Source organism: Candidatus Poriferisodalis sp. (genome assembly GCF_965208895.1).
In the GTDB taxonomy this organism is placed as follows: domain Bacteria; phylum Actinomycetota; class Acidimicrobiia; order Acidimicrobiales; family Poriferisodalaceae; genus Poriferisodalis.
This window is the reverse complement of sequence record NZ_OZ242363.1, coordinates 1,020,758-1,038,050: the sequence shown is the minus strand read 5'-3', so window position 1 is coordinate 1,038,050 and position 17,293 is coordinate 1,020,758. Positions and strand designations below refer to the sequence as shown.

The 17,293-nt window shown below is 68.4% G+C and carries 13 protein-coding genes; 5 read left to right on the top strand and 8 right to left on the bottom strand.

Going from position 1 to position 17,293, the window contains the following annotated elements; all coding sequences use genetic code 11:
- Positions 1–45 precede the first annotated feature (45 nt).
- Entirely contained in the window at positions 46–1,440 is a 1,395-nt protein-coding gene (locus ACOGJB_RS04695; protein ID WP_419839655.1) for a hypothetical protein, read from the top strand.
- 151 nt (positions 1,441–1,591) lie between these two features.
- Here ACOGJB_RS04695 and ACOGJB_RS04690 read toward each other — a convergent pair whose 3' ends face one another.
- The 6 genes from ACOGJB_RS04690 to ACOGJB_RS04665 form a co-directional block, all read right to left on the bottom strand.
- The gene (locus tag ACOGJB_RS04690; protein WP_419839654.1) at positions 1,592–4,066 is read right to left on the bottom strand and encodes a hypothetical protein; all 2,475 of its coding nucleotides are present in this window, start codon (positions 4,064–4,066) and stop codon (positions 1,592–1,594) included.
- 394 nt (positions 4,067–4,460) lie between these two features.
- Positions 4,461–5,171 carry a PaaI family thioesterase gene (locus ACOGJB_RS04685; RefSeq protein WP_419839653.1) on the bottom strand — a complete coding sequence of 237 codons (711 nt, stop codon included), beginning with the start codon at positions 5,169–5,171 and terminating at the stop codon, positions 4,461–4,463.
- A gap of 6 nt (positions 5,172–5,177) precedes the next feature.
- Positions 5,178–5,723, bottom strand: coding sequence for a nuclear transport factor 2 family protein (locus ACOGJB_RS04680; protein ID WP_419839652.1), 546 nt, complete (start codon positions 5,721–5,723; stop codon positions 5,178–5,180).
- A gap of 166 nt (positions 5,724–5,889) precedes the next feature.
- Positions 5,890–6,702, bottom strand: coding sequence for an ABC transporter ATP-binding protein (locus ACOGJB_RS04675; RefSeq protein ID WP_419839651.1), 813 nt, complete (start codon positions 6,700–6,702; stop codon positions 5,890–5,892).
- Between the two features lie 6 nt (positions 6,703–6,708).
- Positions 6,709–8,877, bottom strand: coding sequence for an ABC transporter ATP-binding protein (locus tag ACOGJB_RS04670; protein WP_419839650.1), 2,169 nt, complete (start codon positions 8,875–8,877; stop codon positions 6,709–6,711).
- Complete coding sequence (locus tag ACOGJB_RS04665) at positions 8,871–10,823, bottom strand: ABC transporter ATP-binding protein (RefSeq protein WP_419839649.1); 1,953 nt, start codon at positions 10,821–10,823, stop codon at positions 8,871–8,873. The genes ACOGJB_RS04670 and ACOGJB_RS04665 overlap by 7 nt, the downstream gene beginning before the upstream one ends.
- A gap of 97 nt (positions 10,824–10,920) precedes the next feature.
- Here ACOGJB_RS04665 and ACOGJB_RS04660 point away from each other — a divergent pair, with 97 nt between their 5' ends.
- The 3 genes from ACOGJB_RS04660 to lysS all read left to right on the top strand — a co-directional run bounded on the left by ACOGJB_RS04660 (position 10,921) and on the right by lysS (position 15,203).
- Positions 10,921–12,378 carry a hemolysin family protein gene (locus ACOGJB_RS04660; protein ID WP_419839648.1) on the top strand — a complete coding sequence of 486 codons (1,458 nt, stop codon included), beginning with the start codon at positions 10,921–10,923 and terminating at the stop codon, positions 12,376–12,378.
- Positions 12,375–13,499, top strand: a complete 1,125-nt coding sequence (locus ACOGJB_RS04655) for a hemolysin family protein (protein WP_419839647.1) — start codon at positions 12,375–12,377, stop codon at positions 13,497–13,499. Before ACOGJB_RS04660 ends, ACOGJB_RS04655 begins: the two co-directional genes overlap by 4 nt.
- Positions 13,500–13,637: 138 nt before the next feature.
- Entirely contained in the window at positions 13,638–15,203 is a 1,566-nt protein-coding gene (gene lysS / locus ACOGJB_RS04650; protein WP_419839646.1) for a lysine--tRNA ligase, read from the top strand.
- Here the strand turns inward: lysS and ACOGJB_RS04645 are convergent.
- Together ACOGJB_RS04645 and fabI are read right to left on the bottom strand one after the other, a co-directional pair.
- A complete protein-coding gene (locus tag ACOGJB_RS04645) occupies positions 15,183–15,389 on the bottom strand; it encodes a hypothetical protein (RefSeq protein WP_419839645.1) in 207 nt (68 codons plus the stop codon). The two genes, lysS and ACOGJB_RS04645, sit on opposite strands and share 21 nt — an antisense overlap.
- Before the next feature lie 26 nt (positions 15,390–15,415).
- Entirely contained in the window at positions 15,416–16,195 is a 780-nt protein-coding gene (gene fabI, locus ACOGJB_RS04640) for an enoyl-ACP reductase FabI (protein WP_419840683.1), read from the bottom strand.
- Positions 16,196–16,412: 217 nt separating this feature from the next.
- Between fabI and npdG the strand changes: the two genes are divergently transcribed.
- A complete protein-coding gene (gene npdG, locus ACOGJB_RS04635; RefSeq protein ID WP_419839644.1) occupies positions 16,413–17,249 on the top strand; it encodes an NADPH-dependent F420 reductase in 837 nt (278 codons plus the stop codon).
- The last annotated feature ends 44 nt before the right edge of the window (positions 17,250–17,293 follow it).

Below are 17,293 nucleotides of genomic sequence, written 5' to 3'. Positions count from 1 at the left end.
CCATCGGAACGTGCGGCCCCAGCAGGCGGCACAGAATGTGATCCGGTGAGCATCCCCGAACCGCCGCAGGGCACCCAAGCGCCGCATGGCCTCGAGATCCTGCCCGAGAGCGGGGCCGACTTTGCCGGCGTGCAGGAGACGGTGATTGAGCGACGACCATCGTCGGCACCGCGCCTGGCTGCTTTCGCAGCACTCGCAGCGGCACTGGCCGTCGCTGCATTGGCCGTGGCGTGGGTGCGCAGCGGCGGCGACGAGCCCGACGCGGCGATTGCGGCGACCACCACGACAACCGAGCCCCCGGCCACCACCACGACGGCCGGTCCCACTCGGCCGCCGCGCACGACGCTGCCGCCGCCGACGGCACTGGACGGTCCCATCGGCGACTTGCCGCCCGCACGCCCCGCCGCCGAGTTGGTTGCCACGCTCGCCGGAGATCCCACCGGCAATGTCCGCGGCTTGCTGTTTCAGCTCGACCTGGTGAGCGGAGCGGCGCAGTACGTGCCGCTGCCCCGCCTGCCGCACACCTTGTTCGAGCTCGACGGCGAGATCGTGGTCGGTATCGGGCGTGACGTGCTGCGCGTCGATACCGCCACCGGAGACCTCGTCGTCATCGCTGAAGACGTGACCGAGATGCTGCCTGCGCACAGCCCGCCGGGGATCGTCGCGGTGGTGCGCGGCAGCGAGCATCTCTTCGCCCGTGTGGTCGGCCCCGACGGCGTGTTCCGCTCCGCAGTGCAGATGCCCAACGCGGCCGTCGTGCATGGTGCTCTCGGCGACCATGTCGTGGTGTCCATGGCGGGCAGCGTGATGGCGCTCGACGGGCGAAATCAGGCGCTCCAGCTCGGCCCCGGCCGGGTGCTTGCCGTCGGCGACGGGCATGTCGTGCGATTGCAGTGCGAGGAATACGGCTGTCAGATCACCGATACCTCATTCAGCGCCAGCGTGGGCCCCGATCGACGCGACGACTGGTGCGACGACATCTGCGCAGAAGCCTCAGGCCGCTTCGGCGAACGCGACGACCAAGCCGAGATGGAGGAGAACTGCTCGACGCTGTGCGAGGACTACCCGATCGTCACCGGCGCGATCACCGAACGGCGGGTGGAACTGCCAGCGGAGCTGCTTGCGGCGTCGCCGGATCGCTGGAGCGAGCAGGGTCTGATGTCGCCCGATGGCAACCGGATCGCGTTGAGGCTCCTGCACGGCGACGGAGCCCCGGCGGGAGTCGTTGTGGTCGACCTTGAGCAGCAATGGGGTCGCCACTCGCCCGAGATCGGCGTCGATCTCGGAGACATGGCGTGGGCGCCCGACAGCCGGTTCCTGCTGTACACGCTCGACAACGACGTCATGGTGTGGGACGTCGAGGCCGCCGAGGGCGAGCTGCCCTCAGGCCGCGCGCATATCGGCGAACCACTGGAGCAGATCATCCTACGTGGGTCCTGAGCTGCGATCCATCGGCCGGGCTGCCTGCTGGGCCTGCGCCGGGTCTGGAGTGATTCGGGTGCCGGGATGAGCCGGTTCGCTTCGTGGACCGAGTGATCTGGGCTTTGAGATGCGTCGTTCGTGCTGATGAGTGGGCTGGCCGGGACCCGGGTCAGCCGGCCTCTTGGAGCCTCATGAGTTCTACGAGGACCGGGAACCAGCGGGGCCAGCCCATGTCGACGTATGACCGGGCTTCTGCGACGGTGATCGGCTCGATGCCCGGATAGTCATTGGCGCCCAGCGCTTCCAGCGCCCGCTTCCAGCGCGTGACGTGCTCGGCGCCGAGGTGGGTCTCGGCGACGTAGCTGCGGACATCGGTGATCAGCTGCGGGTCAGGGGCCGGCGCCTGCGGTTGGGTGCCGCCCTGTTGCTGAGTTCCCTGAGGCACCTGCTGGGTGCCGCCTTGTTGCTGGGCTCCCTGAGGCGCCTGCTGGGTGCCGCCGCCTGGCTGCTGCTGCTGTTGTGCGTCCTGCTGGGGTTGTTGCTGTTGGGTGCCGACGTCTTGTGGTTGCTGTTGAGGCACGTCCTGCTGCTGCCCGTCCTGCTGCTGTGCATCCTGCTGCTGTGCATCCTGCTGCTGTGCATCCTGCTGCTGTGCGTCCTGCTGCTGTGCATCCTGCTGCTGCTGCTGTGCGTCCTGCTGCTGTGCATCCTGCTGCTGTGCATCCTGCTGCTGCTGCTGGGTGCCGCCGCCTGGCTGCTGCTGTTGCTGTGCGTCCTGCTGGGGTTGTTGCTGTTGGGTGCCGACGTCTTGTGGTTGCTGTTGAGGCACGTCCTGCTGCTGCGCATCCTGCTGCTGCTGGGTGCCGCCGCCTGGCTGCTGCTGCTGTTGTGCGTCCTGCTGGGGCTGCTGCTGCTGCTGTTCGTCGTCGGCCGGTTGGGTGTTGAGGGTGGTGAGATGCTCGACGGGCAGCTCGGTGAGGTGTCGTTTGTCGAGGTAGTGCAGCAGCCGTCCGTCGGTGTTGTCGGTGTCGCGGTACATGCGCACGTACACCCGTCGTGGGGTGTTCCAGTTGGAGCCGTTGAACGAATAGGTCCGCGACCGGTGCGACTCGGCGTTGTAGTTCCGCCTGAACAGGCTGTCGGCGGGGAACGGCGCGTCCCACATCGCGAACGGCTGGGCTCCCTTGTTCCATTTCTCGGTGATGGTGCTCACCTTGAGGCCGACGCTGCTCGAGGGGCGGTGGCTGAGCCGCACCGTGTAGAACACGTCGGAGTCGCCGGGCTGCCAGCGCCGTGTCCCGAGCAGCAGCGGGTTGTCGGCGCCGAGCGGGTTGCCGTCGGCGTCCTCGAAGATCACCTGCGTGTTGGCAAACGTGTCGTCGTCGGCGACGTGGCCGACGATCCCGAGCCGCTCGGGGGCGTCGTTCACCAACGTTGATCGCCACGTCCCGCCGAACGTGTGCTTGACCACGAACGTCTCCCAGAACATGTCGTCGTCGTGCGCGGCGCGTACCGTGAACGACTTGGTGGTCTGCCAGTCCGCCGCGGTCCACGACAGCATCGGCGGGTCGAACGTCACCTGTGCCCGCTGCCATTCCGGCGTGTACAGCAGCTCATAGATCGCCGAGGTGTCAAACGAAGGCGTCACTGTCTGGGTCACCCCAGCCGCTGGGGGGGCGGTCAGCTTCACCGAATAGGTAGCCGACCCGCCCTCTGGCACCCGCAGGCACGGTGCGTTGAACTGATTTGGGCCCGTGCACCCCGACACCGACCCGGTGAACTCCGGGTGGCCCACCTCGTCATCGAGGATCCGCAAGCGCACTGGTGCCACCCTGGTGTTCGGCATCCCGTTCACCGTGATGCGCAGGTCCACCACCCGGTCGCCCTTGCGCAGTTCGTCATCAGGAACTCTGAACAGGACCGTACGCAGGTGCTCCGAGATGTCGGGTGTGAAGAGGTCGTAGTTCAGATTGACGGTCGCGACGTAGCCGATAAGCGACAGCAACCCACCCGTGGACAGCTCGAGGCCGGGTGCCGAAATCCGCACACTCGCGCCGTTGGACAGCCCGCCGGGCACTGTGCCGAGGATCAGTACGCCTTCCCCGCCGGCGAGGTCGGAGTCTTGGCCCTCGCGCAGCAGAACCTCTGGAGTGCTCACTCCGATAGTGGTGATCTGCGGGTCGTTCTCCACGATCGTCAAGGGCGCCCGCCCGACCCGCACTGCGTGACCGCCGCTGAGCACCTCCACCGAACCGATCACCGTCCGGTCGCCGTCGTGCACGTCGTCGTCGCGAGTCTCGATATTGAACTGGTGCAGGGCGTTCGCCGACCCCGCGGTGATCGTGGTGCGGTTGTCGCAGCGCTGCGTGGTCAGCACTTTGTCAGTCGAATCGGTGGTGCTCTGCTTGTATGCCTTGAAGTCCCATCCGCCTGAGTAGCCGAACTGGATCGCCGTGCCGCCCCACAGGCACACCCGAAGCTGCACATCGGCCGACGGCCCCGCAGGATCCGACCAGGCGACCGTGAACACCGCCGTGCCGCCCTCAGTCAACGAACTCGGCGTCACGGCGATCACCACGCCTGCGGCGGTCTGCGCTCCCGCAGCACCCACACCCGCTAGCAGCCCCGACACTGCCGCCAGCACCGCTGCCGCCGCGACGGCACGCCTGAGGGGACGCCGACGTCCGCCGGTCAGACCGTGTCTGTCACCACCGGCACCGCCAAGCCGCTCCGCCGGCTGTCGATCCTGGGGGGGGGGGGGTCGTCGCGTCGTCGAACATCATCACGTCACTCCTCGATGGAACAAACGCAGCCCCGCAGCGGCGTAGACGCGGAGACTACAAGCCACGAGCACCGCGGTCGCGGTTCGACGCGTCGAGCTTGCGCGGCGGCGTGCGCACACACGCGGCCCGGCTGGCGCTTGGGGCCGCCTGTGGGTCCGAAGCGGCGTTTCAGCTCGGGACGAAGCCGAGGGGGCGGTGACCCCAGCAGGTCAGGGTGGCGGAGACGGTCAGCCCGTACGAAATGCTGCGGCCGCTTCAGGTGTTGTCGGCGAGCTGATCGGCGGTGACTATTACGAACAGGCCCGCTGCCTCGATGAGTGGGGGAGCGTCGGGCGGCGCGCCCGCAGTGTGCACGGTGAGTTCGACTTGTGACTTGCGGCCTTCGCGGCTGGTCTCGTGCGCGATATAGGTTACGGGTTGGTCGATTGGTACGCCGCCTCGGTAGTCGATCTCTAGGCGGGCGGTGTAGGCGGCGATTCCCAAGCAGACCATGAGGTAGCCGAGCACGTCGTCGGCTACGGCACACACTGCGCCGCCATGGACCCGGCCCGGGGCGCTCTCGAAGGCAGCACCGAAGGTCACCGTGGCACGGACGCCTTCGCCGTGGCGGCGCATGTCCATGTCCATGGCGGTCGGATTGGCGGGGCCGCTGAATGCTCGGTCGCTGAACGCCATGACCTCAGCGCCGTCGGGCGGTCTCGGATCGGCGTAGCGGCGGGCGAAGTAATCGGCCGGGCGCGGCACTGCTGCTGAGCCGGCTTCGAGCCGCCCGGCGGTGGCGTCGGCCCACGCGGCGATCTCCGCCAGCGTGTCGGCATCGGTGCGATGCCTCACGAAGGCATGCGCTAGCCGCCGCAACGCCCCCGCCGCCGCGCTGCGCTGCGCGAGTTGAGGATCGGGATAGATCAGATGCAGGTCGCTGCGTGCATCGACGCTGGTCTCGTCATGGGGCGACAGGTCGTCCACGGGGCCTCAGCCGCCGAGCCGGCCGGGCTCGCCGTAGGGATAGTCGACCAATTCGCTGGAGAGGTGCTCGAGATCGAACGTCCAGTACTGGCGGATCTCGGCAATCAGCCGATCGCCCCCCTCGACGTGCGGGCCGAAGTCGTAGTGCTCGCTGCCGCGCACCGCGAACGGCACGCCGCCGCTGTGCGCCTCCGGGCCGTCGGCGTCGCTGCGCGTCGCGGGGTCGCTGGAGTCGCTCCGAGGTGCAGACATCGTGCCGGACATCCTCCACTCGATCGCCGCAGTGTCGCCGTCGGTGACCAGCCGCTCACAGTGCCACGATGCGCCCTGCCACTTGGAGGCAATGCGCGACCAGAAGCGACCGATCGTCGCTGCCCCCCGCACGGGTGCGTGGTTGGTGTCGTACACCACGGCGTCATCGGTGAAATGGGCGGCTACGGCCGCGGCATCGCCGGAGGTGCATGCGTCGAAATAGCCGGTGATCCGCGTTTCGATGCCCGCCGCTGCGCTCGCAGCTTCGCCGGTGGTGTTCGTGTCAGCCTGCTCGCCCATGTCGCCAGTCTCACCGATCTGTGTGCAGAAATGCTGCTCGTCACGGCAATTCTGCACACAGAATCGGTCCCCGCCGTTCCCTTTGCAGCGATGCCGCCCGTGACGGCATCTCTGCACGCAGAAGCGAGCGTGCGCGGGGCTGACCTGCCCGCACGCAACAGCGGCGCTATGTCACCGCCCAGGACAGCCAGCGGCCGTCACGCCGTTCAAGGCGCAGCTTGTGCGAGAAGCACTCCGACAGCGTCTCGGCGGTGAGCACCTCGCCCAGGGCTCCGCACACGAGCGGCGCGCCGTCCCGCAGGAGCAGTCCATGTGTGAACGACGGGGGGATCTCGTCGGTGTGATGGGTCACCAGCACGGTGGCCGGCGTCTGGGGGTCTGCGGCCAGCGATTCCAAGCTGGCCACGAGCTGTTCGCGGCCCGCTAGGTCCAGACCGGCGGTCGGCTCGTCGAGCAGCAAGAGCTCGGGGCGACCCATGAGCGTGCGGGCGAGCTGCACCCGCTGCTGCTCGCCTGACGACAGGGTGGCGAACGCCCGATCAGCGAGCCGGGATGCTCCGACGCGCTTCAAGCAGGCGAGCGCAGTCGCCCGGTCTGCCTCGGTGTAGGTGTGCCACCAGGTCTCCAGCGCCGCGTAGCGCGCCGTCATCACGATGTCGAGGGCGCTGATGTCTGCCCGGAATTGGTCTCGCAGCGACGAGCTGGCCAGCCCGATGCGCCGACGGTGCTCCCGCACGTCGACCGAGCCCCAGCGCTCGCCCAGCACGTCGACGGTGCCGGTGGTGGGGAAGCGGTACAGCGACAGGATCTTGATGAGGCTCGTCTTGCCCGAGCCGTTGGGCCCCAGCACGATCCACCGCTCGTGCGGGGCGATGTCCCAGTCGAGCGGCCCCAGCACGGTCGTGCCGTCGTAGACGACCGACACATTCCGCAGCGAGGCGGTCGGCTGGACAGTGGGCTGATGCCGGGCGTCACTCACGAGTGCTCACTTCTCGTTGGGGCGGCCCTCGCCGGCGTGCGACACCCACGTGGCGTACATCTCGGCGTACCGGCCGCCCAGCGCCACCAGCTCGTCGTGGGTGCCCAGCTCCATCACGCCGCCCTCGTCGATGACCGCGATCCGGTCTGCCCGCATGGCCGTCGCCAGCCGGTGGGCGATCAGCACCGCCGTTCGGCCCTCGAGCAGCAGGTCGAGTGCGCCTTCGATCTCGGCCTCAGTGCTGAGGTCGACGCTGGAGGTTGCCTCGTCGAGCACGATCACCCGGGGCCGGGCCACGAACGCCCGCGCCAGCGCCAGAAGCTGCCGCTCGCCTGCCGACAGCGACACGCCCCGTTCGTGCACCGGCGTGTCGGCCCCCGCGGGCAGGCTCTCGATGAGCCGGCGCAGTCCGACCAGGTCGAGCGCGGCGTCGATGTCGGCGTCGAGCTGGGCGTCGTCGTCTCGGCCCCTGCGGCGCAAGCCGAAGGCGATGTTGTCGCGGATGGTGCCGTGGAACAGGAATGGCTCCTGGGGCACCACGCCGAGCTGCTCGCGCAGCGACGACAGCGTCACGTCGCGCAGGTCCCAGTCGTCGATCGTGATCCGGCCCTGCGTCGGGTCGTAGAAGCGGATGATCAGCTTCGCGATCGTGCTCTTGCCCGCCCCCGTCGGCCCCACCAGGGCGAAGGTCTCTCCTGGGCGGATGTCCAAACTGACGTCGCTCAGCACCTCGGGCAGTTCGGGTTCGACGGGTTCGCCGCTGTCGACGTCTCGGCCGTCGCCGCCGTGCTCCGCTCCGGCGCCGTTGCCCAGCGCCGGCAAGCCCATCGGGTCGAATGACGCAGCGAACGGTCCAGCGGGCTGTCTCGCCGCGCCGTCGGCGCCCGCACCGTGGGGTCCCTCGCCGGTGCCCCCGTCGCCGTCGCTGTCGCCCGACGCAGCATCGTCGTCGTAAGCGAATGACACGTTCTCGAGCCGGATGTGACCGCTGACCGGCGGCAGGTCGGCTGCGTCGGGGTCCTGGCGCACGGTCGGCTGGGTGGCCAGCACCCCGCTGATCTTGCGCAGACCCGATTGACCTTGCTGGTAGGTGCTGTAGAGCTGCGCGAGCTGCTGGATCGGGGCAAAGAACGTCGTGACGTACAGCACGAATGCGCCCAGCTCCCCGATGGTGAGACCGCCCCGCTGCACCATCGCCCCGCCGATCGCCAGCACCAGCCCCTGGGCTGCAATGCCGATGGCCTCGGTGCTGGGCCCGTAGATGGCCTGGACCCTTGACATCGACAGGTTGGCGTCGCGGAAGCGAGCGGTCACTTTGCGGTGCCGCACGGCGTTCTCCAGGCGACGACCCGTGGCCGCAATCACCCGGATTCCCGCCAGGTTCTCCGACAGGTCGGCCAATACGTCGGCGATGCGGTCGCGAATCTCGCCGTAACCGGTCTCGCTGCGGACTCGGAACCACAGCGTCAGTGCCACCAGCGGCGGGATGATGCACCCGAGCAGGATCATCGCCAGGAGCGGGCTGTAGAGGAACAGCACGACGGTCACGACGGCCACCGTGAGCACCTGGATGAGCAGGTTGACGAAACCTTCGTTGATGAGCAGCCCGACGTACTCCATGTCGGAGGTCATGCGGCTGAGCAGCACCCCGGATTTCGACGTCGTGTACCAGTCGAGCGAGAGCCGCTGGTAGTGGCTGAACAGGCGCAGCCGCAGGTCGAACATGACCTGTTCGGCGATGCGCCCGTTCAGGCGCTGACGCAGCCGACTGAGCAGGATGCTGATGGCCACAACGCCCACAAACACCAGCACGACCATGTTGAGAGCGAAACGGTCGCCGGCCCTGATGCCGCGATCGATGCCCTGCTGGAAGAGCACCGGCACCGCCTGCATCGCCGCGGTCTCGGCGCCGAGCAGCAGCAGCGCCAGCGAGACGCCCCAGCTATGGGGCACCAGCATGGCTCGAAGGTCGAACGGGCGGCCTCGCCGGGGGTCGGCGCGCTCTGCCACGTGGTCGAAATCGACGTGGGGCTCTGGGTGTTCGGGCTCGTGCGCCAGCAGCCGGTTGGCGCCTTCCTGCATCTCGGTGGGGACACCGGCGAACGGCAGCCCCGCCGCGGCGCTGGCCTGCGTCGCGGTCGGCCCCATGTGCCCCGGGCCGCCGACCATCACCATGATCTGCCGCTCCGCAGCGTGCCGTCGCCTGCGACGGCGAGCGGCTCGGGGTCGTTGGTGTCGCCGCCCGCAGCCAGCACCTCGACGTAGCGCGGCTCGGTGGCCATGAGCTCTGCGTGAGTGCCGTTGGCCGCCACTTTCCCGCCGTCGAGCAGGATCACCCGGTCGGCCAGGCTGATCGTGGACAGCCGGTGAGCGATGACGATGGTCGTGCGCTCGGCGAGCAACTCGGTGAGCGCGTCGTGGATTCGTGCCTCGTGTGCGACGTCGATGGAACTCGTGGCGTCGTCGAGGATCAGCACGGCAGGATCGGCGAGGATCGCCCGCGCTATGGCGATGCGCTGGCGCTGGCCGCCCGACAGGTCGTACCCGCGCTCGCCGACCACCGTGTCGTAACCCTCGTCGAGCTCGCTGATGAAGTCGTGGGCCTGCGCGGCGGTGGCGGCGGCAATCACGTCAGACCGGGCGGCACGGGGGCGCGCATAGGCGATGTTGTCGTGAATGCTGGCTGAGAAGAGGAACGGCTCGTCGGGAACGAGACCCACGGCTCGGCGCAGGCTGTCGCCGGTGAGGACGTTCACGTCGTGACCGTCAATGGAGATCGTGCCGTCGCTGAGGCTGTAGAAGCGCATCAGCAGCCGGGCGAGCGTCGACTTGCCGCAGCCGGTGCGCCCGACGATGGCAACTCGCTCACCGGCGCCGATGTGCAGGTTCAGCCCGTCGAAGACCTGCGGCACGTCGCGTTCGGCACTTGCGGCTCCCGCGACGCCTCCCACCGTCTCGGTGCCGTAGGCGAAGCGGACCTGATCGAAGCGCACCGGAATGCCCGAAGGCCGTCCGGCGGGGCCTTGGCGCTGCGGCAGGTCGACCGCGCCGGGCCGATCGGCGACGAGCACCGGCTCATCGAGCACTTCGAAGATGCGTTCTGCGGACGCCTTGGCCCGTTGGCCGAAGATGAAGATCATCCCGATGAAGCGGAACGGCGCCTGCAGGAGCAGGATGTACAGGTAGAAGGTGGCCAGGTCGCCCACTGAGGCCGAGCCGCCGATGATCAGGTGCCCGCCCACCAGCAGCACCATTGCCATCGCGAGGCGTGGAAGGTTCTCGATGACCGGCGTGTAGTGCGCCCTGGTGTTGTGCTGCATCAGGTTGGCCCAGCGCAGCCGCTGCGTCGCTGCGGCCATCTCCTCCACCTGCCGTGCCTCGGCCGCGAAGGCTTTCACGACCCGCACGCCGTTGACGCTCTCGTGGGTCACGGTGGCGACCTCGGCGTTGCGCGACTGGATGATCCATGACAGCGGGAACATGATGTGCCGCAGCCGCTGGCCGAGCACGTACACGGCGGGCATGATCAGCATCGTGATGGCGGTCAGCGGCAGGCTGATCCATGCCATGACCGAGATCGCCACCACAAAGCTCAACAGCTGCACCGACACGATCGGCGCGAAGGCCAGATACATCTGCACCGAGCGGATGTCGGAGTTGGAGCGCGAGATGATCTCACCGGTCTGCACCCGGTCGTAGAACGCGAACGACAGCCGGCTGAGGTGAGCGAACAGCAGCGTGCGCAGCTGGAACTCGACCCGGTGGCCCATGGCGAAGAGCCCGTAGCGGTAGATGTAGGTGAAGATGCCACGGGCGACGCCGAGCACCACCAGTGCGATGACGAACGCCCACAGTGAGCCCCCCCCGGTGCCGTCGGTGCCGCTCACCGCCGCATCGACGGCGTAGCCGGCCACTCTCGGCGCGATGGCGCCCGCACCCGTCGCCAAGATGGCCGCGATCAGCGCGACGACGACGCGTGCCCGCTGACGTCGCAACAGCGGGCTCAGCCGCCGGATCCAGCTCAGCGAGCGGTCAGCGCGGATCCAGTCCCCGTCGAATTCGTCGTCGGGATGGGGTTGCGCGCCTGGTTCCGCGGGCGCAGTGCTGGGGGCTACCCGCATCCCGGCGAGGCTACCGGCGGCCCTGTTCGGCGAACCGGATCGACCCCGGTACCGTAAGAGGCTGAGCCGATAGGCGAAGCCGTGGCCCGAGCGGCCCGTGAGCGACAGCGAACAAGAGCGGGAAACAACTGGTGCGACAGCGGGAAGGTTCACCTATCCGCGCATCTTCTCAGAGCGTGCACGGTGGCGCTCGGGGGTGCTCGGCACTGGCATGACGCTGGGACTCATTGCAGGACTTGGGATTGTCGTCGCGCTCATCGTCTTGAACGGCGTGTACGTGGCGGGCGAGTTCTGCCTGCTCGCTGTCGACACCTCCCAAGTCGACGTTCGGGCCGCCCAGGGGCAGCGTCGGGCCCGCGGCGTGAGAGCCCTGCTGCGGCGGCTCAATTTCCATCTCGCCGGCGCCCAACTCGGCATCACGCTGACCTCGCTGGTGCTCGGCATCATCGCCGAGGACACCATCGGCGGGCTCATCGAGTGGTTGCTGGGGGGCTGGGGCGCCACGTTGGCATCGGCCGGGGCGGTCGCGGTGGTGGCGATCGCGCTGGCGGCGGTCATCCAGATGGTGTTCGGCGAGTTGCTCCCCAAGAACCTGGCCGTGTCGCGCCCGCTGGGCACCGCGCTGTCGCTGGCACCGGTGCTGCGGCTCTACGGCACGATCGCTGCGCCGGTCACGCTGGCGTTCAACGGCATCGCCAACGCCACGGTGCGCGGGCTCGGACTCGAGCCCACCGAGGAACTGCGCATCGTGCGAACACGCGACGAGCTGGAGTACGTGGTGCGCTCGTCTCGCCGCAGGACGCTCAGCGACGGCCAAGCCGATCTGCTGGTGCGAACGCTGCGCCTGGGTCGCAAGGACGCCGCCGACGCACTGACGCCGCGCACGGCGATGTCAGCAATCGGCGCTGCGGCGACTCTGCCCGAACTGGTCGAGCTGGCACGCGCCAGCGGGCACTCGCGCTTCCCGGTTCTGGGCGCCAGTTCCGACGACGTGCTCGGCGTTGCCGAAGTGCGCGACGTGTTCGGCATCGATGCAACCGAGCGGGACGTCACGCGAGTGGAGGCGATCATGCGTCCGGTCGTGGCGGTAGCCGAGAGCCGCAAGCTCGACGGCGTCCTCGCCGACATGGCGGCGTCGGACTGCCGTTTGTGCGTGGTGGTGGACGAGCACGGCGGCACTGCGGGGATCGTGACGCGCGAAGACATCGCCGAGGAACTCGTGGGCGACATCGCCGATGAGTTCGACGAGCCCGCCGTGCTCACCGCCCGGCGGCCCGGCCAGCCGGTGACGCTGGCGGGCACAACGACGCTCGACGAGCTGGAGGAGGCCACCGGTCTGGCCGCACCCGAAGGCCCCTATGAGACGCTGGCCGGATTCGTGCTCGAGCAGCTCGGCGAGATCCCTGCTGCGGGCACATTGATCTCGTGGAACGGTTGGCGACTGGCCGTCACCGAGATTGACGGGCTGCGCATTGCCGAAGTCGGCGTCAGCATCGAGACACCCCCCACGCGTGACGCGGATGCGAACGGGGCGCCCGACGGAGGCGGCCAGTGACCACGCTGGCCATCGCGGTGGGTCTCGTGCTGATCGTGTTCAACGGCGCGTTCGTGGCGATCGAGTTCGGCCTCATCGGCGCCAAGCGCGCCGCAGTAGACGGCCACGCGGCGACCGGCAAACGCTCGGCCCTGGTAGCCCAGCGCATGCAGTCCGACGTGCTGACCACTCTCGGAGGCGCCCAGCTCGGCATCACCCTGTGCTCGCTCGCGGTCGGCCGCCTCACCGAGCCGGCCATCGCGAGGCTCATCGAGCGGGCAGTGGCCGGAATCGTCGAGATCCCCGATGCGGTGCTGCACACCATCGGTTTCGGCATCGGGCTGGGAATCGTGACCGTGCTGCACATGGTGTTCGGCGAGATGGTGCCAAAAAACCTGGCGCTCATCGGGCCCGAGCGCACGCTGCTCGTGCTGGCTCGGCCGATGGCTGCGTACCTCTACGTCGCCCGCCCGATCGCCGCGGCGCTGCAGTGGGTGGCCAACGGCATGACCCGGATCCTGCGCGTCGAGCCCACGTCGGAGCTGGCCGATGTGGCGACGCCAGCCGAGTTGGCGCTCATGGCGCGTGACTCGTTGGCCGAGGGGCATATCGCATCCGCCGACGTGGCTCTGCTGGAGCGGGCCATGCGCTTCGGGGCGACACAGGTGAGCGACGTCATGGCGCCAGCAGGCGAAGTCGCGGCGGTGCGGTTGGACGATTCGATTCCCGAGGTCGAGCAGGAGTTCGCCCGCACGGGCCACTCCCGCCTGATAGTGCTCGGAGCAGGTCCCGACGACGTGCGGGGCATGCTCCACAGCAGCGATTTGGCGGCGTCGACGCAGCGCGACGCTGCGGACCTGGCCGAGGCCGACCGGCGCGTCGCTGCGGGCCAGCGCCACGGTCGCGGTCTCGTGCGCCGGATGCTCCAACTCGGTCCTCAGGTAGCGCTCGACGAGGCACTGCGCCGCATGCAGCGCACGCGCATCCACCTCGCTGTCGTCGCCGACGCCGGGGGCCGCACTCTCGGCGTGGTCGCGCTCGACGACCTGCTGCGCAGCTTGATCGGCGATCCGGACGCCGCCGACGAGGAGAAAACTGCCGCGACAGGCGGGCCCGGGAGTGGCACACTCCGTTCTGAATAGGCCCGTCTGGTTAGGCTTCGACGCTCGTTGCGAGGCCCCGTGCGGCCGAAGGCCCCACATCATGACTTGGATCGACAAAGCGCTCGACGGCTGCCTGTTTCGCCGCCAGACCCGAAGCAGCCCGCTGCACACTGCGTCATGACTTGGATTGACAAGGCTCTCGACGGCTGCGCTGGGCAAGTCGTGATCAACGATTCCAAGACGCCCAGCGGCCGTGCCCACGTCGGCTCGCTGCGGGGCGTGCTGATCCACGATGCGGTGGCCCGGGCGGCCCGCGAGCGGGGTTTGGACGCCATCTTCATGTACGGCTGCGACGACATGGACGCGGTCGACGAGATCCCCCACGGAACCGGCGAGCACTTCATGGAGCACCTCGGCAAGCCGTTGTGGAGCGCCCCGCCCCCGCCAGGCCTTGACGGCGCGTCGATGGCCGAGGCGTACTTCACCGAATTCACCGCGACGTTCGACAAGCTCGGCGTCGAGGTCGACTTCTACCGAATGAGCGACATCTACCGGTCCGGCCAGCTCGACGGAATCATCGACACCTTTCTGCGAGCCGCCCCCAAAGTCCGCGAGATCTACCTCAAGCTCAGCGGCGCAGAGCGTTCCGAAGACTGGCTGCCCTTCCAGCCGATCTGCGAAGCCTGCGGCCGAATAGGCACCACCTACGCCACCGACTACGACGGCAAGACCGTCGCGTACGAGTGCCGAACCGATCTGGTGACTTGGGCCGAGGGCTGCGGGCACAGCGGTCGGATCAGCCCGTTCGGCGGCAACGGCAAGCTGCCTTGGAAGCTCGAGTGGGCAGCCAAGTGGAAGCTCTTCGGCGTCTCGATCGAAGGCGCCGGCAAAGACCACATGGCCGCCAGCGGATCCCACGAAGTCTCCTCCGCGCTCGCCCGTCAAGTCCTGCAGTGCCAGGTGCCCATACCGGTGCCGTACGAGTTCTTCACGCTCGGCGGAGCCAAGATGAGTTCTTCGCGGGGCATCGGCATGACCGCATCAGAGCTCACCGAACTGCTCCCCCCCGACCTCCTGCGCTACCTAGTCCTGCGAACCCAGCCACGCCGATCCATCAACTTCGACCTCGACGTCCCCAGCCTCAACAAGGCATTCGTCGAATACGAACGCCTCTGGCGCTCCGCAGCAGCCAAAGACCCCCGCCCCAACGAAAGTCAGCTCTACGCGATCTCGAGCGCAATCCCAGAGGCGAACGTGGCCCCGGCGCCCAACTTCAGCCCACCATTCGACTCAGTACTCAGCCTCGTCCAGCAACCCCACGTCAACCTGACGGCCCACGTAGAGGCACTCGGCGTAGCCATGGCCGAAGCCGAAGCCAACTGGCTCGTTGTGAAGGCGAACACAGCGCAGGGGCTCATTCGCAGCCGTCCGGACCTAGCCGGCCAGCTCAAGATGCTGACGCAACCCGAGGCAGCGAAGCAGCGAAGCGCACTGGAAGACCGCCAACGCGACTTCCTCGAACAGCTTGCACAACGCTTGGACAAGCTGTCCGCGTGGGAAGCCCGAACTATCCAGGACGCCGTCTTCGAATCAGCTCGCGATGTGGGCATCGACCCAAAGACCGACGCAGCACTCGTATTCGAAGCCCTGTACAAGGTGCTCTTCGGCGCCAACACCGGTCCAAGAGCAGGCAGCTACCTCGCCTTCATAGGACGAGAAGAATCACTCCACCGCCTGCGCTAACCAGCCGCTCAGCACACATGCCGCCACCGGTAAGGGCACAGATGCCAGAGCTGGGGAGGCGGCAGGAGACTCTGCGACGTTGCGACCGGTTCCAGAGGTGATGCACCGAGATGCGTCGATGACGTCGGTGAGAAATGCGGTGCGGTACGCATCTCTCGCTGCCGGATCGCGGGAGCAGAGGCTCATGCCGCCTCCCCAGCGGGCGCAAAAAGCTAAGCACCCATAGCGTGATACCCACCATCCACATGCACAATCTCACCAGTAGTCCCGCAGAACCAGTCCGACAGAAGTGCAAGCGTGCTGCGAGCCACCGCCTCGCTGTCGGTGATGTCCCACCCCAGCGGAGCACGCTCAGTCCAAGCATCTTCGAACTCGGCAAAGCCGGGAATCGACTTGGCGGCCATAGTGCGGATCGGTCCCGCGGAGATCAGATTCACCCGGACGCCTTGGGGCCCCAGCGACTTGGCCAGATAGCGAGCCGCCGATTCGAACGCGGCCTTGGCGACGCCCATCCAGTCGTAGACGGGCCACGCCACGCTCGCATCGAAGGTGAGCCCCACCACTGAGCCCTTGGCCTCGGCCAGCAGCGGCGCCATCGGCGATGTCAGCGAAGCGAGGCTGTAGGCGGAGATGTTCAGCGCCGTGGCGACATCGTCCCAGGGGGCGTGCAGGAAGTTGCCGCCCAAGCAGCTCGCAGGCGCGAAGCCGATGGCGTGCAGCAGGCCGTCGAGGCGACCCCACCGTTGTTCCAGATCGGCGCGCACCGCCTCGATCTCGTCGGGCACGGTGACATCGCACGGCAGCACGTCGGGCGGGTCGGGCAGCCGCCGGGCGGCTCGCTCAGTGAGCCGGATGCCGCGTCCGGCGCCGGTCAGCACCACCTCGGCGCCGTGTTCTTGTGCGAGGCGGGCCACGTTGAAGGCCAGCGACGCATCGGTCAGCACGCCGGTGATGAGGAATTTCTTGCCTTCCACGATGCCGCTGCCCGCCACGCTCTTGCCTCCGGTCTCGTCATCGCCACGGCAGCCTGCGGTGCCGCCCACCGCCGGACGCTACCGCCGTGCCGTTCACGGGTTCGGCTCCCCGGGCGTTTGCGCGCATGTCCATCCGATCCCGCCGACGCACCGATCACCGGGTTCGGCCTCTCGGGCATTCGCGCATGGCGCCCCGCCATTGCCGTAGAGCGCGCCCGCCCGTACCGTGGCTGCCGTGCCAGCAGACGCGACCGCCAACGGAACCGCGGACGGGGTCGCAGCAGCCGAGCCCGCCAGCAGCGGCGAACCCACCCGCATCGGCATCATCGGCGGCACCGGGCCGGCGGGCGCGGCACTCGCGACCCGGCTGGCCGACATCGGCTGCGAGGTGACGCTGGGCTCGCGTTCGAAGTACCGCTCGATGGAGGTGGTCGACAACATCTTGGACCGCTGGCCCGACCGCCACCTGTGCATCCATCCCGGCGCCAACAGCCTCGCCGCGCAAGAGCCCACGGTGGTGATGGCAACGCCTTGGGACGCGGCAGCCATCACCGCCAGGGGTGTGGCCGAGCACCTGCGCGGCAAGGTGGTGGCGACCATGTCCAACGCGCTGGCCCGCGTCGACGACGAGTTCGTGCCGCTCATCCCGCCGCGGGGCTCGGTGGCGGCGTCGGTCCAGGCCAGCCTGCCCGATTCCTTGGTGGCGGCTGCCCTGCAGCATGTCCCGGCGACCGAGCTCGGCAATCTCGACGAGCCCGTGCACGGCGACATTCTCATTTGCAGCGACCACCGCGAGGCCACCTGGCACATCGCGGAGATTGTCGATCGCATGCCCGGCGCACGTGCGCTCGACTGCGGCAACCTGTCCAATGCCACCGCCATCGAAGCGTTCACCGCCGTGCTGATGCAGCTCAACACCCGCTACCGCACCCGTGTCGCGCTCCGACTCGTCGGGCTGGATCACGTCCCGATCAGCGTGCTGGGCGGCGGTCCGAGCCGCCCTGAAGGCCATGAGACGGCCGATGTGACCGCTGAGACCGCTCAGCCCGATGCCGAGACGGTCCTCGACTGAGCACCCGATGAGCCGAGCCCGCGGCGCTGGGCGATGAGGCTGTA

What these genes read in the sequence shown, in the direction of transcription:
- ACOGJB_RS04680 (WP_419839652.1), bottom strand. Translation starts at nt 5,723, where the DNA reads ATGGGCGAGCAGGCTGACACGAACACCACCGGCGAAGCTGCGAGCGCA.
- ACOGJB_RS04645 (WP_419839645.1), bottom strand. Translation starts at nt 15,389, where the DNA reads ATGAGCCTCTGCTCCCGCGATCCGGCAGCGAGAGATGCGTACCGCACC.
- lysS (WP_419839646.1), top strand. Translation starts at nt 13,638, where the DNA reads ATGACTTGGATTGACAAGGCTCTCGACGGCTGCGCTGGGCAAGTCGTG.
- ACOGJB_RS04665 (WP_419839649.1), bottom strand. Translation starts at nt 10,823, where the DNA reads ATGCGGGTAGCCCCCAGCACTGCGCCCGCGGAACCAGGCGCGCAACCC.
- ACOGJB_RS04670 (WP_419839650.1), bottom strand. Translation starts at nt 8,877, where the DNA reads ATGGTGATGGTCGGCGGCCCGGGGCACATGGGGCCGACCGCGACGCAG.